The sequence below is a fragment of the Serratia sp. YWN4 genome (genome assembly GCF_055790845.1).
The window spans coordinates 2,596,227-2,611,217 of sequence record NZ_CM147696.1; the positions used below are offsets into that span (position 1 = coordinate 2,596,227).

The window sequence follows — 14,991 nt, forward strand, 5'->3', positions numbered from 1 at the left end:
ACCGGCGAGTAGCCTTAACGGGTGGAGCGTTGCAGGATCAAGGCGGCAGGTTGCCGCTGTAGCCAGCGCATGCGCCATGCCATCATGATGGCGGCAAAGGTCAGGCCGATGATAAAGCCAATCCAGAAACCGCTTGGCCCCATGGCCGGAACCACATAGTCCGTCAGCGCCAGCAGATAACCACTGGGCAGCCCGAGGATCCAATAGGCGACAAAGGTGATGTAGAAAATCGAGCGGGTATCTTTGTAGCCACGCAGAATACCGCTGCCGATCACCTGTACCGAGTCGGAAATCTGGTAAATGGCCGCCAGCAGCATCAGGTGTGACGCCATGGCCACCACCGCCGGGCTGTCGTTGTACAGTAGAGCAATATGCTCACGGAAAACCGTGGTGAACAGCGCGGTACAGCACGCCATGGCAATACCAACGCCAATCGCTGAGTAAGCCGCAACCCGAGCGCCTTCCACCGACCCTTCACCTAAACGGTGCCCAACGCGAATGGTCGCGCCGACGCCGAGCGACAGCGGCAGTACAAACATCAGTGCGCTGAAGTTCAGGGCAATCTGGTGCCCGGCAACAGAAACGATACCCAGTGGTGACACCAGCAGCGCCACGACCGCAAACAGCGTCACTTCAAAAAACAGGGCCAGAGCGACCGGCATGCCAAGACCGATCAGGCGCTTCAGGGATGACCAATCAGGGCCGCGACGCTGGCCTGCTGCCAGCTTGATATCACGCTGTGACGGTGCGCGCTTGGCATACCAGCGCATCATCAGGAACATGATCCAATACACGCTACCGGTGGCGACGCCGCAACCGACCCCGCCCAGTTCAGGCATGCCGAATTTGCCGTAAATGAAAATGTAGTTAATGGGAATATTGACCAGCAGGCCGATAAAGCCGATCACCATGCCGGGCTTGGTTTTTGACAAGCCTTCGCATTGATTACGCACTACCTGGAAGAACAGATAACCGGGAGCTCCCCACATAATGGCGTGCAGATAACCGATCGCTTTGTCTGCCAACTGCGGATCGATGCCGTGCATCATGTCGATGACCAATTTACTGTTGTAGATGGCGACGATAATCAACACCGAAACCCCTGACGCCAGCCAGAAGCCTTGGCGCACCTGATGGGCGATGCGATCGCGGCGGCCTGCGCCGTTCAGTTGGGCAATCACCGGGGTCAGGGCCAACAGCAGGCCGTGACCAAACAGAATGGCCGGTAACCAGATAGAGGTGCCAACGGCCACGGCGGCCATATCCGTGGCGCTGTAAGCACCAGCCATAATGGTATCGACCACGCCCATGGCCGTTTGCGATATTTGCGCGATGATTACCGGGATCGCCAGGGCCAATAAACTACGCGCTTCAATGAAGTACTTCTGCACGCATACACCTTTTTATTATTTATGATGAAAAGAGAGGGTTACCATCAGCGGGCAACAATTAAAAAATAGCGGAATTTTGTCGAAAAGATTGTACCTGCTCGGCGTACTTAAGCAAATCTTGTGACAAAATAGTTATTAAATGCGCAAGTGCAGTTTTTTTGCCGCCGTGAATTTGGTTTTCTGCTTTAACTGGGGCAAACTGCGGGTAGCGCTTTGAACACATTCAGAAAAAGAGGCCAACATGTTTACCGGTATTGTACAAGGCACCGCCCGGTTGGTTGCCGTTGATGAAAAACCCAATTTTCGTACTCATATTGTTGAAATGCCCAGTGAACTGCTGCCGGGGTTGGCGCTGGGTGCCTCGGTCGCCCATAACGGTTGCTGCCTGACGGTAACCGCGATTAAAGGCAACCAGGTCAGTTTTGATCTGATCAAAGAAACCCTGCGTTTGACCAATCTTGGTGAATTGAAACAGGGAGATGTGGTCAACATTGAAAGAGCGGCCAAATTTAATGATGAAATTGGCGGGCACCTGATGTCCGGCCATATTATTTGCACCGCTGAAATTGCCAAGATCTATACCTCAGAAAATAACCGCCAGATCTGGCTGCGCATGCCGAGTGCCGATCTGATGAAATATGTGCTGCATAAAGGTTTCATTGGCATCGACGGTATTAGCCTCACTATTGGTGAAGTGATCAATAACCGCTTCTGTGTGCATCTGATCCCGGAAACGCTTGAACGCACCACGTTGGGCAAACGGCGTTTGGGGGATAAAGTGAATATCGAAATTGACCCGCAGACTCAGGCGGTAGTCGATACCGTTGAGCGCGTGCTGGCCAGCCGCGAAGCAGCGATCGAAGCGGCAAATGCGCTAGTAGTGCCAAAAGTTTGAATGATTGCTCGTGCTAAAAACACCCCCGGTACTGCTGGGGGTGCCAGTGTGTTGTTCTTAGCGCGGAACGCGTAACCCGCCTTCGACGCCTTTCGGGCTGAATACCACTTGCCACAGTTGAATGTCGCGGGCGCGAAATGCCCCAGCGCAGGCGTTCAGATAATAGCTGAACATACGTTCAAAGCGTTCGGAATAGTTCAAAGCCAGCTGTGGCCACGCCTGTTGAAAACGTTCATACCAGGCCATCAAGGTGCGATCGTAATCTGCGCCGATATTATGCCAATCCTCCATCACGAAGCGGCCCTCACTGGCTTTGGCGATATGTTTGAGTGAAGGCAGGCAACCATTTGGAAAGATATATTTATTGATCCACGGATCGACACTCATATCTGTCTGATTTGAGCCGATGGTATGCAGCAGGAAAATCCCGTCAGGTTTTAAATTACGTGCGACCACCTTGAAATAGGTCCGGTAATTTTTCGGGCCGACGTGTTCGAACATCCCGACAGAAACAATGCGGTCAAACTGCTGGTGAAGATCGCGGTAATCCTTCAGCAAAATCTCTACATCCAGGCCAGCGCAGCGATCTTGAGCCAGCTTCTGTTGTTCCGCTGAAATAGTCACGCCAACCACCGAAACGCCGTAGTGCTTAGCTGCATAGGCCGAAAGCCCACCCCAACCACAGCCGATATCCAACAAGCGCATGCCGGGTTGCAGATGCAGCTTTTCGCAGATCATACGCAGTTTGGCTTCTTGCGCTTCTTCCAGCGTGGTGGCTTCTTTCCAGTAGCCGCAGGAATATTGCATATAAGGATCAAGCATCAGGGTAAACAGGTCGTTGACTAGATCGTAATGTTCTTTGCCGACGATCCAGGCACGTTTCTTGGATTGCAGATTGCCCAGACGGGCAGCGGCAATGCGCAGGGTATCTTTCAGTTTGCGGGGGAGTTTTTTCTCAAGACCGGCAGCGACAACGCGCTGAAAAAAAATGTCCAGCCGTTCACACTCCCACCAACCATCCATATAGCTTTCGCCCAATCCCAAAGAGCCTTCCTGCAGAACGCGTTTAAAGAAGTTGGGATTTTTAATCTGAATATCGAAAGGACGTGAACCGTTGATCTCAATACCGGCCATGCCGAGCATTTCATGCGCGATACGATACCATTGGTTATCCTGAATGCTCAGATCTTCTATACACGATGAACTCATAGTTTCTCCATCACCTTCTTCTGACTTATGACCCATAAGAAAATAGCGTAGACAATTTCTAATAAGGCATACGTTTAGCTACGGTAAAATTTCGCCGTGGTGTCTGATACCGACTATGAACAGAGGAAATTTAAGAGACTCCCAGCGCAATTAAAGGCACGGGAAAATGATTCCTTAAATAAAGTGTGACGCCATCCGCGGACACAAGAGTTACTGCGATAAAAGTTCTATATAGGTGTTATTTTAAAAGGTTATTTCGAGTATAGGCTTGCCGAGACGCAGACTCAACAGTAAATCGCGCTCGGCTAGAATTTTCATTAAGTGACTATTTCTCAAGGCAATTATGATGCGGAGTCAGCATGTTTCTGGCAGATGACTTGCCCATCAACCTCTTCTTTCCCACGCTGAATCATGTACCCCAAGGCAGCCAAAACCACCGTGGCGACCATCACGGTAACCGTGGCTAACAGCGGTTGGGTGATAAATGCCGAAACCAACATACTGGCGATAAAACAGAGCCCCAATTGCAACGTATTCTGCAAGGCTGCGGCTTTACCACTGTTATCAGGGAACGGCATCAGCGCATTGGCCACCAGAATCGGGTAGCTGGCACCGTTAACCAAAGCCATAAAGCAGAATGGGATCAGCAGACGAGTTAATGTCGGTTGACTCAAGGTGGCGACCAGATATAGCGCCACCATGCTGACTCCATAAGCTACCAGCAGCCACGGCAGCAAGGTTTTGCCAGAAATGCGGTTTAACGCAGTACGACAACCGTAGCCGCCGAATAAAAAGGCCAACGTCTGTGGAACATAACTCAGGCCAATGTCATTCGGGCTGTATCCCATATTGCCGAGAATAAACGGCGAACCGGTCAGCCAGGCAAAGAAGCTGGCAGAGCAGGCAGCAAAGATCATCACGTTGCCGCTGAAAACCCGAGACTTCAGGATTTGCAGGAAACTGAGGCCGGGCTTTTTATCGGCAGAAGGTACGATTCTGGCCGTCTCTTTCAGCAGCAGGGTTGGGACGAACAACAAGGCAGCGATACCCAGCAGCACCGCAAAGATCGCTCGCCAACCCAGGTGATTCAGCAGCCAGGCACCGATCAGCGGGGCCAATGCTGGGGAAAGTGCAACCAATGGCATGATAGTGGCGAAAATACGGTTAACTTTGCCATCGCGATAGCGATCCACCACGATGGCCTGCCAGGTTACGGCGGCAGAGCAGACTCCAATTGCCTGGATGAAACGCAATGACCACAATTGAACGGCATTTTGCACCCATAGCATCCCCAGGCAGCCGAAAGCAAACAACGCCAGGCCAAACAACAGAACTGGCTTGCGGCCCAGCTTATCGGAAAGCGGCCCCCACACCAGTTGGGCAAAGGCGAAACCAGCCAGAAAGATACTCAGGCTGGCGCTGATGGCACTGGCGGAGATTTGCAAATCCTGTTGCATGGCACCAAAGGCGGGCAGATACATATCGGTGGCCAGATAACCCAGCATACTCAGGCCAGCGAGATAAAACATAAATCCAAAATTTTGCATGGTATTTCTCATTAATATTTCTTATTGCAGGTTTTTTAGCGCCGGCCAGTGTATCCGGCTGGATCTCTGCTTGTGAAACGGTAATATTTGCTAAGTGCTATTAAAAAAATTGAAGGCAAAAAGAGATGTGGTCTGAATATTCACTCGATGTGGTTGATGCGGTAGCGCGCACCGGCAGTTTCAGTGCGGCAGCACAGGAGTTGCACCGTGTGCCGTCTGCGGTGAGTTATACCGTGCGACAATTGGAGCAATGGTTGGCGGTGCCGCTGTTTGAACGCCGTCATCGTGATGTGGAATTGACGCCTGCCGGGGCGCTGTTTGTAAAAGAAGCGCGTACTGTTATCAAAAAAATGCTTGATACACGCCGTCAATGTCAGCAGGTGGCTAATGGCTGGCGCGGGCAGCTAAAAATCGCAGTGGATATTATTGTTAAGCCGCAGCGCAGCCGCCAACTGGTAGTGGATTTTTATCGCCACTTCCCCGATGTGGAACTGATGGTGCAACCGGAAGTGTTTAACGGCGTGTGGGACGCGCTGGTGGATGGCCGGGCTGAGATGGCTATCGGGGCCACGCGCGCGGTGCCGGTGGGCGGTGGTTTTGCCTTTCGCGATATGGGCTTTATGAACTGGCTATGTGTGGTTAGCGCGTCACATCCGTTGGCCAGCCTGAGCGGTTTGCTGCGCAACGATCAACTGCGGCCTTATCCCTCTCTGTTGTTGGAAGATACTTCGCGCAACTTGCCCAAGCGAGTGACTTGGTCATTGGATAATCAGCGGCGGCTTACCGTGCCCGATTGGGTTTCCGCCGTAGACTGCTTGCGCAGCGGGTTGTGTGTTGGCATGGTACCAGCGCATCGCGTGCTGCCGTTAGTGCAAAGCGGGGAACTGGTAGCCTTGCAATTGCAGGAGCCGTTTCCCGCCAGTGCCTGCTGCCTGACCTGGCAGCAGAACGCACAATCACCGGCGATGGCTTGGCTACTGGAGTATTTGGGGGACAGTGAAACGCTCAACCAGGAGTGGCTGAGCGAAGAGACTAGCGGCGATAATCGATGAACGGGCCATCGGCCACGGAACGGCGCTCGATCAGTTTTGGATGCACTTCAATCACTTGGGACTCTTCACGCTTGCTGATAATGCGATCCAGCAGCATGGTGAAAGCCATTTCCCCCAGGCGCTCTTTCGGCTGGTGGATGGTGGTTAGCGCCGGGGTGAAATAGCGCGCGTTACGCACGTTATCGTAACCGATCACCGAAATATCCTGCGGGACGCGCAGCCCCAGTTCGTCGGCGGCACAAATCGCCCCCATTGCCATAATATCGCCCCCGCAGAATACCGCAGTAGGACGGTGCTTCTGCGACAGGATCTGGTGCATGGCCTTGTAACCCGAATCGGGTTCAAAATCCCCTTGGACGATCCACTCTTCACGCACCTCAACATTGGCCTCTTGCAGCGCCTTCAGGAACCCCTGATGGCGGCCGCCGCCGGTGTTGCGTGACAGTTGCCCTGGAATAGCGCCGATATCACGGTGGCCACGCTCCAGCAGATAACGACCAGCCAGATAACCGCCCTCAAAGGCGTTATCGATAATGGTGTCGGTAAAATCACCGCGTGCAGCACCCCAATCCATCACCACCATTGGGATATTGCGATAATCCTCCAGCATGCCCAGTAACTGATCTGGGTATTCCGAGCACATCACCAGCAGGCCATCAACACGCTTTTGCGCCAGCATCGCCAGATAGGCCTGCTGCTTGTCGAGATTATTGTGTGAGTTACAGAGGATCAGGGTATAGCCTTTGCTGTAGCAACTGTTCTCTACCGCTTCGATTACTTCAGCAAAGTAGGGCGCTTCACTCGAGGTCGCGAGCAAGCCGATCGATTTGGTGTGGTTAACCTTGAGGCTGCGTGCGACGGCGCTCGGGGAGTAGTGCAGATCTTTGATCGCAGCCCGAACGGCCTCTTTTGTTTCTTCGGCGACGAAACGCGTTTTATTGATGACGTGCGAAACGGTGGTAGTGGAAACGCCAGCGCGTTTGGCTACATCTTTAATCGTTGCCATCTAAAGAATGACTCCTGAACCCACAGGTTATGGTATGTGAGTATGATGTTAATCGTTTGCCTGCGTAGATCTCTCTCCAGATAAGCGGAAGCTGAGTTTTTAGTGCTGAGTTCGTAAGCCGCTTAAACAGGAGGGGCATTTTGCCGGTACGCAGTTGTGAACTGCGGATTCTGTCCCATATCGACGCAAAGTGGAAGATCTATTCGGCATTATAACGAGGGAAATGATAACAAGATTTTAGTCACGAACTGTGTGAAAATGATTTGACGCATTAATCATGTGGATTTTATGCTTAGTGAAGCCAATCTGATAGGGAGTCGTTATGGATACCGATTTGAAGATGTCATTGATTACCACCGTTTGTGCTTTGGCAATGATTATTGTTTTCGGTTTTATCGCCGCATTGAACTGATTCATACCAAGAAATAATAAAGGCGCAGCATGCTGCGCCTTCAGACTGCTGACTAACCCCACTTCTTCAGGTGGGGTTCTTCTTTTTTAGCGACCGCAGGTCGCGATCGCGATATTTTTCCATAACCCCGTCATTGGCGACTTCTGTTCGCCCAAGGCACCTTTCTGGCCTTCCCAAGACGCTTTCCACCACCGGTAAAGACAATAAAGAAGCGCCAGCAGCGCCATCTTTTTCATATTCTGCGCTGTGGCCGCCAGCAGGCACTGCATCTGCACTTTTGACAGTCCACGGAACCGCGCATACCGATGGCCATGGTGCTGTTTCGCATCCGCGAAGCTTCTCTCCACCGTCTCTTTGCGCCGCGCGTAGATTTTCTTGCCCCATTTCGTCAGCCGTAACCTGTTGGCTTCCTCTTTCGCCTCTTCCCACACATGCCGCGTTATCGTTTTCTGTGCCTTGCTGTTCTGCGTACATTGCTGCCTCTGCTCACAGCGCTGGCACACTGCCGGGTCTGAACGGTAATGCTGATAACCGTTACGGTCTGTCGTGCTATATATCAGCAATTCGCCTGCCGGGCACACATACACTTCCCGTGCCTCATCATACCTGAAGTGCTTTTTCTGGAACTCATTCTGACCTTTGTGCGGCCGCCGATAGCCGGGAACCAGCGCGATACCCATTTCCTGTGTCAGATGGCACACCGCGGCGGTGAAGTAACCCGCGTCCACACCCACCGCCACCGGCTCCAGACCGAAGCGCTCTACCTGCCGCTCAAGTCGCCCGATAAAGGGCTGGCTATCATGGACATTGCCCGGTGTCACATGCGTATCCAGGATGATGCCGTGCTTCCCGTCCACCGTGCGGTGGTCCAGATAGAAGAAGCCCTTCGGTTTGTTATCCCGGTGCATAAAGCCGCTTTCCGGGTCGGTGGTGCTGACTTTGGTGTTCTTAACGGCGACGCTTTCTGGCGTCTTTTTTACGGCGGGCAGCGGCTTTTTTTCGTGCTTCCTCCTGTCGGCCTCCACGGCAGCATCAAGCTGCTCCAGATATTCACTGACGCCCACCGGACGTTCTTCATTCACTGCCTTGCGAGGGTTGGCGTCAGCTTTCAGGTGGGTACTGTCGGTGTAAAGAACACGCCCGTTGGCCATGCCGCGGCTGAGAGCCTGTTCCACGATGTGGTCAAAAATCTGCTGGAAGACGTCGCTGTGGTTGAAGCGGCGGAGGCGGTTCTGGCTCAGGGTCGAGGCGTCAGGGACTTTTTCGGTGAGGGCCATACGCAGGAACCAGCGATAAGCGACATTGACCTGTATTTCCTTGACCAGACGGCGCTCACTGGGGATACCGAAGAGATAACCCAGCAGCATCATTTTAATCAGGCGAACGGGGTCAATAGCGGGTCTGCCGTTATCAGGACAATAGAGATGAGCAACGGCGTCGCGGATAAATTCAAAATCGATGGCGGCATCGATTTGGCGAACCAGATGGTCTTCGGGGACCAACTCATCCAGGGTGATGGTTTCAAACTGATATTGCTGGGGAGAGGGTGTTTTGAGCATGGCAGTCAGTCCATTTTTTGCACTGACCTTATTAGGCTGTGTCCCTCAATTAAAAATGGTATACTGATCACCTAATTTTCAAACAGTTATCGCTATGGCTCGCTACGATCTTCCTGATGCTGCATGGGCACTCATCCTGCCATTATTACCTCCAGAACGCTCTCAGCGCCCTGGGCATCCCTATAGTGAACACCGTAAAGTCATCAATGGCATGTTTTGGGTGCTGTGCTCTGGGGCTCCCTGGCGTGATTTACCCGAACGCTATGGGTCATGGAAAACCGTCTACAACCGTTTCAACCGGTGGGCAAAAAAAGGCATCATTAACTCTATATTCAATAAGTTACTGTCCATTCTTGATGAGCATAAGCTGCTCGACTGGTCGGCTATCTCTCTGGATGGTAGCAATATTCGTGCAATGCGTTGTGCTGCCGGTGCCCAAAAAAACATCCCGATATCGCCAGTGATCATGGCCTGGGTCGCTCACGAGGCGGTTATGGCACCAAAATCCATCTGGCAACAGACGGAAACGGGCTCCCTTTAAATATCGTGCTGAGTGCGGGTCAAGCTCATGAAAGTCAGTTTGCGCTACGGTTATTAGATGGCATCGGCGTTCTAAGAAAAAATGGTTTTATGAAGCGTCGAGGCAAGGCCGTTCTCGCTGATAAAGCCTATTCAAACAAGGCATTACGTAGTGACTTAAAGCGGAGTGGTATCAAGGTCGTTATTCCGCATAAGTCGAATGAGAAGGCCAGTACAGATGGACGAACCCGATTTGATAAAGAGATTTATCGTAGGCGCAATGTTGTAGAAAGAAGCTTTGGTTTGCTGAAAGAAAACCGCCGCATAGCGACACGTTATGAAAAGACGGCGAGGAACTACCTGTCGATGGTTCAACTGGGCTGTATTCGGCTGTTTTTACGACGAATATGTAATTGAGGGACACAGCCTAGATCAAAGTCCTGGCCTCACGGCCAGGACTTTGTCATCAATCTGAAGGCGCAGCATGCTGCGCCTTGTTATCAGAGCCCAGCGATTACGCCAGATTCTTTTCCACAAACGCCCAGTTCACCAATGCCCAGAAGTTCTCCAGGTATTTCGGACGCGCATTGCGGTAGTCGATGTAATAGGCATGTTCCCACACGTCAACGGTCAGCAGCGGTTTGTCTTCACCGGTCAGCGGGGTTGCCGCATTTGAGGTGCTAACGATCGCCAGCGTACCATCCGCCTTTTTCACCAGCCAGGTCCAACCCGCGCCGAAGTTTTTCACTGCGGCATCGGTGAACTGCTCTTTAAAAGCAGCAAAAGAACCGAAGGATTTGGCGATCGCAGCAGCTACTGCACCCGTTGGTTCGTTGCCGCCCTGTGGTGACAGGCAGTGCCAGTAGAAGGTGTGGTTCCACACCTGTGCGGCGTTGTTGAACACGCCACCGGTAGAGGTTTTAACAATCTCTTCCAGGGTTTTGCCTTCGAACTCGCTGCCTTTCACCAGATTGTTCAGGTTAACCACGTAGGTGTTATGGTGCTTACCATAGTGGTATTCCAGGGTTTCTGCAGAAATGTGCGGCTCGAGAGCGTTTTTTTCATACGGTAATGCAGGTAATTCAAACGACATTGCTTTCTCCTTTTTATATACAGCACTATTATTCCGGTACCCTCCAACCCGCTGGTTGAAGGTGGAAAACAGAATTGTTGTGTTTTTTTTATGGACAATAATCTTAGCAACTTTCCGGGTGAAAAAAAGGTTTAAAGCAGGTTAAGCGGCTGATTGATTAAAGCATCGGCAGGAAAGGGCGGCTGAGTCTCTGGCTCAGCCGCAATAAATCAACGGATAGTTTTTGGCGTGACGACACGGCGCGCGCCGATGTAATGGTTTTGCCAGTAATCGTTATCCAACTGGCTGACGCGGATTTCTTCGCCGGTACGCGGGGACTGGATAAACTTGCCGTTACCAAGATAAACGCCAACGTGATCGGCAGTACCACGGTTATTGATGCGGAAGAACACCAGATCGCCGGTTTCTAACTCGCTTTTTTTGATCGGCGCAGCATCACGCAGGTGATACATCTCATTGGCGGTACGTGGCATTTTGATTTTCACCACGTCTTTATAGGCGTAATAAATCAGGCCGCTACAGTCAAACCCGGTGTGTGGTGAAGAACCGCCCCATTGGTAAGGTTTGCCCATCTGGCTCATGAGTTTGGCCATGGCCGTTTGCTTGGCATGCTGGTAACGTTTCTTGTGTGCAGGGCTGAGTTTCAGCGGTTTTTCATGCTTTGCCAGTTTCGCGGTAGCCATATCCGGCTCACGATGGCGACCATAACCCTTCTTGTAACCCTTTTTCGGCGGAGTGACTTTGATGCTGGCAGTGTGGGTAGATTTACTCTTTGCTTTAACCTGAGTGGTTTTTTTATCTGCCTGTGGCTTTATTTTTTTCGCTGTTTTCTGAGGGGCGACGGCTTTCGCTTTCTTGCTGGCCTTATCCGCTTTCTTTTTCTTGCGATCGTCAGGCCGGGCCTCATTAACGTGCCCCTTACGCTGCTCGGCGGAAACATGTGCCTTTGGCGCAGCGTGCGCCAGATTGAAGAATAGCTGTGAGAACAACAGCATGAAAAGCGTAATAATTAAACGCATGTCAATGTTACCAACCTTGGCCTCAAAAAAGATATCTAATGGGCTACAGTATTCCCGAAATTCGCCATATAAAACAGCGTAGAACTCATAAATAGTAATCCATATTGTGAGAAAACGTTAATGACATTTTTTACGATGTAAAATCAGTCAGTTGATGTATAAAAAAACATCAGAAATCAGGGCGTGACTTATTATTCATCACGCGCCAATTGCGAAAATATAATAGTGAAATAGTCGGATTAAAAATGTTATTCTTTGAGTATGTTTTAACCGGAATGGTGCGGTTTTCACAGCTCGTCCGGCAAGCGGAAATGTCCCTGCAAAAGATGGCGTTTTCTTGATACTGTTCCTGCCGCTACAATAGCCGGTGCGATGTTGTAGCTAAGATGTGGCTTGAGGAAGCAATAATGACGACGATTGAAAAAATTCAGCAGCAGATTTCTGCTAACCCTATTTTGCTGTACATGAAAGGTTCACCGAAATTACCAAACTGCGGTTTCTCTGCGCAAGCCGTTCAGGCGCTTTCCGCCTGTGGTGAGCGTTTCGCCTATGTTGATATTCTGCAAAACCCGGATATCCGTGCCGAACTGCCAAAATACGCCAATTGGCCAACCTTCCCGCAGCTGTGGGTTGATGGGGAACTGGTGGGTGGTTGCGATATCATTATGGAGATGTATCAGCGTGGTGAATTGCAGCCGTTACTCAAAGAGACGGCCGAGAAATACAAGCAGCAGGATGATCAGCAGCCTTAAGGGCGAAAGGTTTTACTGAAAAGCTCGGGCGGCACCTGTTACAGGTGCCGCCCGAGTTGTTTATGGCGTTTACTCAGCGTGGTTGTTGCCGAGCGGCCAACCGCCAAGACGTTTCCAACGATTCACCAACTCACAAAACAGCAGAGCGGTTTGTTCGGTATCGTACAGGGCAGAATGCGCCTGGCTGCTGTCGAATGGCATACCGGCGGCGATGCAGGCTTTGGCCAACACGGTCTGGCCCAGAACCAACCCGCTTAATGCGGCGGTATCGAAGGTGGCAAACGGATGAAATGGATTGCGTTTCAGGCTGGCTCGCTCAGCGGCCGCCATCAGGAAGCTGTGATCAAAGTTGGCATTGTGCGCCACGATAATCGCTCGGTTACACCCCTGATCTTTGATGCCTTTGCGCACGGCTTTGAAAATGGCGTGCAGCGCATCATGCTCACTCACCGCACCGCGCAGTGGGTTATGCGGATCGATACCGTTGAAGGCCAGCGCTTCGGGTTGCAGATTAGCCCCTTCAAAGGGTTCTACGTGAAAATGCAGGGTTTCATCCTGCTGTAACCAGCCGTTGCCATCCATTTTCAGCGTGACGGCGGCAATTTCCAGCAGCGCATCGGTCTTGGCATGAAAACCTGCGGTTTCTACATCAATAACAACGGGATAAAACCCACGAAAACGGCCACTCAGGGCGTTAAGATCACTTTTTTCGGCCATCAGTTTCTTATCTTCATCGAATACAGCGGGCATTATGACAAATTTCTTGCCTTGATGCAGCGGAGATAAAAGAAGGGCGCTGTACTGCGCCCTGGGGAAACGTCAGTTGCCGAGGCCTTGGCCAGCATGTTTGTTCTCGATCAGTTCGATCTTGTAACCATCGGGATCTTCAACGAAGGCGATAATCGAGGTGCCGCCTTTGACCGGGCCTGCTTCACGGGTCACGTTGCCGCCAGCATGGCGAATGTTATCGCAGGTGGCCGCCACATTATCGACGCCCAGCGCCAGGTGGCCAAATGCAGAACCCAGCTCGTAGCTGTCAACGCCCCAGTTATAGGTGAGTTCAATCACGGAACCTTCGCTTTCATCGGTATAGCCAACGAACGCCAGCGAGTATTTGTACTCGGTGTTCTCGCTGGTGCGCAGCAGGCGCATGCCTAATACCTTGGTATAGAAATCGATGGAGCGTTGCAGATCACCGACACGGATCATGGTATGGAGTAGGCGCATAATTTCCTCTGATTGGATGTGCCGCAGTGAGCGGCAGGTAGATTGAAGCGGAGGTCAGTATAGCCTTGTCATATAAGGCAATTCAACGCATCTGGTGTATAAGGGGTTTGCGTGACATTGTCACTAATAAATTCAGCCGACTTTGGGTCGGCTGGGGATCAGATAAACATCACTTACAGGGTCGGATAGTCGGTATAACCCGCTGCGCCACCACCGTAGAAGGTGTCAGCATGAGGTTCATTCAGCGGCGCTTTCTGCTTGAAGCGTTCCAACAGATCCGGGTTGGCGATATAGCTGCGGCCAAAGGCAACGGCATCAATGAAGCCCTTCTCGATCAGCTCTTCGGCTTTCTCAGCAGTGTAGGCACCCGCACCCACAATCACCCCGCTGAAATGCGCGCGAATGGCATCACGGAATGCGGCTGAATAAGGCTTGCCACCGGCCCAGTCGGGTTCAGAGATGTGCAGATAGGCGATGCCACGTTTATTCAGTTCTTCGATCAGATACAGCGCCGCTTCTTCCTGATCTTCACCGTTATCCAGACCATTGAATGGGCCAAGCGGTGAAATACGGATACCAACGCGGTCGGCACCAATTTCGGCGATGCTGGCATCGACCACTTCCAACGTCAGGCGGGTACGATTTTCAATACTGCCACCATACCGATCGGTACGCTGGTTAGAGGCCGGAGACATGAACTGGTGCAGCAGGTAGCCGTGCGCAGCGTGTAATTCAATGTAATCGAAACCCGCTTCACGTGAATTGGCGGCTGCCTGGCGGAAATCGTTGACGATCCCGGCGATTTCTGCGGTTTCCAGTGCGCGCGGGGTGGAGGTTGGTACACGTACCCAGGCACCGGTTTCATCACGTACCGTGGTGCGGGTTTCGGCATTGATTGCGGAAGGGGCGACCGGTGCTTGCTGGCCCGGTTGCAGGCTGTTGTGAGAAATGCGGCCAACGTGCCAAAGTTGCACGGCGATATGCCCTTTCTTCTCATGAACGGCCTGAGTGATTTTTTTCCATGCGGCAATCTGCTCTGGGGTGTGCAACCCTGGAGCACCGGCATAACCCTTCGCCTGGAAAGAAATCTGTGTCGCTTCGGTAACGATCAGGCCGGAACTGGCGCGCTGTGCATAGTGTTCCGCCATCAATGGGGTTGGAATATCACCGGGTTCAATGCTGCGTAAACGAGTCAGCGGGGCCATGAATACACGATTGGGCAGTGTTGCAGAGCCAACTTTCAGGGGGGAGAACAACTTTTCAATCTTCATAATGCATCCTATTTAATAGACCGGTCGACTAGTTGGTGT

15 protein-coding genes are annotated in these 14,991 nt (G+C 51.9%); 5 read left to right on the plus strand and 10 right to left on the minus strand.

The window, feature by feature from the left end; translation table 11 throughout:
* Positions 1-14 precede the first annotated feature (14 nt).
* A complete protein-coding gene (locus tag ACX9GT_RS12385) occupies positions 15-1,391 on the minus strand; it encodes an MATE family efflux transporter (protein ID WP_473191329.1) in 1,377 nt (458 codons plus the stop codon).
* Between the two features lie 241 nt (positions 1,392-1,632).
* Here ACX9GT_RS12385 and ACX9GT_RS12390 point away from each other — a divergent pair, with 241 nt between their 5' ends.
* Positions 1,633-2,286, plus strand: a complete 654-nt coding sequence (locus tag ACX9GT_RS12390; RefSeq protein WP_473191330.1) for a riboflavin synthase subunit alpha — start codon at positions 1,633-1,635, stop codon at positions 2,284-2,286.
* A gap of 57 nt (positions 2,287-2,343) precedes the next feature.
* Here the strand turns inward: ACX9GT_RS12390 and cfa are convergent, their stop codons facing one another.
* Together cfa and punC are read right to left on the minus strand one after the other, a co-directional pair.
* Positions 2,344-3,495: a cyclopropane fatty acyl phospholipid synthase gene (gene cfa / locus ACX9GT_RS12395; protein ID WP_473191331.1), complete on the minus strand. Its 1,152-nt coding sequence runs from the start codon at positions 3,493-3,495 to the stop codon at positions 2,344-2,346.
* A gap of 341 nt (positions 3,496-3,836) precedes the next feature.
* The gene (punC, locus tag ACX9GT_RS12400) at positions 3,837-5,054 is read right to left on the minus strand and encodes a purine nucleoside transporter PunC (RefSeq protein WP_473191332.1); all 1,218 of its coding nucleotides are present in this window, start codon (positions 5,052-5,054) and stop codon (positions 3,837-3,839) included.
* Between the two features lie 113 nt (positions 5,055-5,167).
* Between punC and punR the strand changes: the two genes are divergently transcribed.
* Positions 5,168-6,094 (plus strand): DNA-binding transcriptional activator PunR, encoded by a 927-nt coding sequence (gene punR, locus ACX9GT_RS12405; protein ID WP_473191333.1) that lies wholly within the window; start codon positions 5,168-5,170, stop codon positions 6,092-6,094.
* On the opposite strand, the gene purR is transcribed toward punR, so the two are convergent.
* Positions 6,075-7,100, minus strand: coding sequence for an HTH-type transcriptional repressor PurR (purR, locus tag ACX9GT_RS12410; RefSeq protein ID WP_473191334.1), 1,026 nt, complete (start codon positions 7,098-7,100; stop codon positions 6,075-6,077). The two genes, punR and purR, sit on opposite strands and share 20 nt — an antisense overlap.
* Before the next feature lie 322 nt (positions 7,101-7,422).
* On the opposite strand from purR, the gene cydH reads away from it, so the two are divergent.
* Positions 7,423-7,512 carry a cytochrome bd-I oxidase subunit CydH gene (gene cydH, locus ACX9GT_RS12415; RefSeq protein WP_337262416.1) on the plus strand — a complete coding sequence of 30 codons (90 nt, stop codon included), beginning with the start codon at positions 7,423-7,425 and terminating at the stop codon, positions 7,510-7,512.
* An 86-nt stretch (positions 7,513-7,598) separates the two neighbouring features.
* On the opposite strand, the gene ACX9GT_RS12420 is transcribed toward cydH, so the two are convergent.
* The gene (locus ACX9GT_RS12420) at positions 7,599-9,071 is read right to left on the minus strand and encodes an IS1182 family transposase (protein ID WP_473191335.1); all 1,473 of its coding nucleotides are present in this window, start codon (positions 9,069-9,071) and stop codon (positions 7,599-7,601) included.
* 94 nt (positions 9,072-9,165) lie between these two features.
* Between ACX9GT_RS12420 and ACX9GT_RS12425 the strand changes: the two genes are divergently transcribed.
* A protein-coding gene (locus ACX9GT_RS12425; protein ID WP_473188083.1) for an IS5 family transposase occupies positions 9,166-10,007 on the plus strand; the annotation gives its coding sequence in 2 pieces (ribosomal slippage) (positions 9,166-9,508 and positions 9,508-10,007; 843 coding nt in all).
* A 97-nt stretch (positions 10,008-10,104) separates the two neighbouring features.
* On the opposite strand, the gene sodB is transcribed toward ACX9GT_RS12425, so the two are convergent.
* A complete protein-coding gene (gene sodB / locus ACX9GT_RS12430) occupies positions 10,105-10,683 on the minus strand; it encodes a superoxide dismutase [Fe] (protein WP_473191336.1) in 579 nt (192 codons plus the stop codon).
* Positions 10,684-10,892: 209 nt separating this feature from the next.
* The gene (locus tag ACX9GT_RS12435; RefSeq protein ID WP_473191337.1) at positions 10,893-11,702 is read right to left on the minus strand and encodes a C40 family peptidase; all 810 of its coding nucleotides are present in this window, start codon (positions 11,700-11,702) and stop codon (positions 10,893-10,895) included.
* A gap of 407 nt (positions 11,703-12,109) precedes the next feature.
* Between ACX9GT_RS12435 and ACX9GT_RS12440 the strand changes: the two genes are divergently transcribed.
* Entirely contained in the window at positions 12,110-12,454 is a 345-nt protein-coding gene (locus tag ACX9GT_RS12440) for a Grx4 family monothiol glutaredoxin (protein WP_473191338.1), read from the plus strand.
* Positions 12,455-12,523: 69 nt separating this feature from the next.
* Here the strand turns inward: ACX9GT_RS12440 and rnt are convergent, their stop codons facing one another.
* The 3 genes from rnt to nemA all read right to left on the minus strand — a co-directional run bounded on the left by rnt (position 12,524) and on the right by nemA (position 14,952).
* Complete coding sequence (gene rnt / locus ACX9GT_RS12445) at positions 12,524-13,204, minus strand: ribonuclease T (protein ID WP_473191339.1); 681 nt, start codon at positions 13,202-13,204, stop codon at positions 12,524-12,526.
* 69 nt (positions 13,205-13,273) lie between these two features.
* A complete protein-coding gene (gloA, locus tag ACX9GT_RS12450) occupies positions 13,274-13,681 on the minus strand; it encodes a lactoylglutathione lyase (protein WP_473191340.1) in 408 nt (135 codons plus the stop codon).
* 173 nt (positions 13,682-13,854) lie between these two features.
* Positions 13,855-14,952, minus strand: coding sequence for an N-ethylmaleimide reductase (nemA, locus tag ACX9GT_RS12455; RefSeq protein ID WP_473191341.1), 1,098 nt, complete (start codon positions 14,950-14,952; stop codon positions 13,855-13,857).
* Positions 14,953-14,991 lie beyond the last annotated feature (39 nt).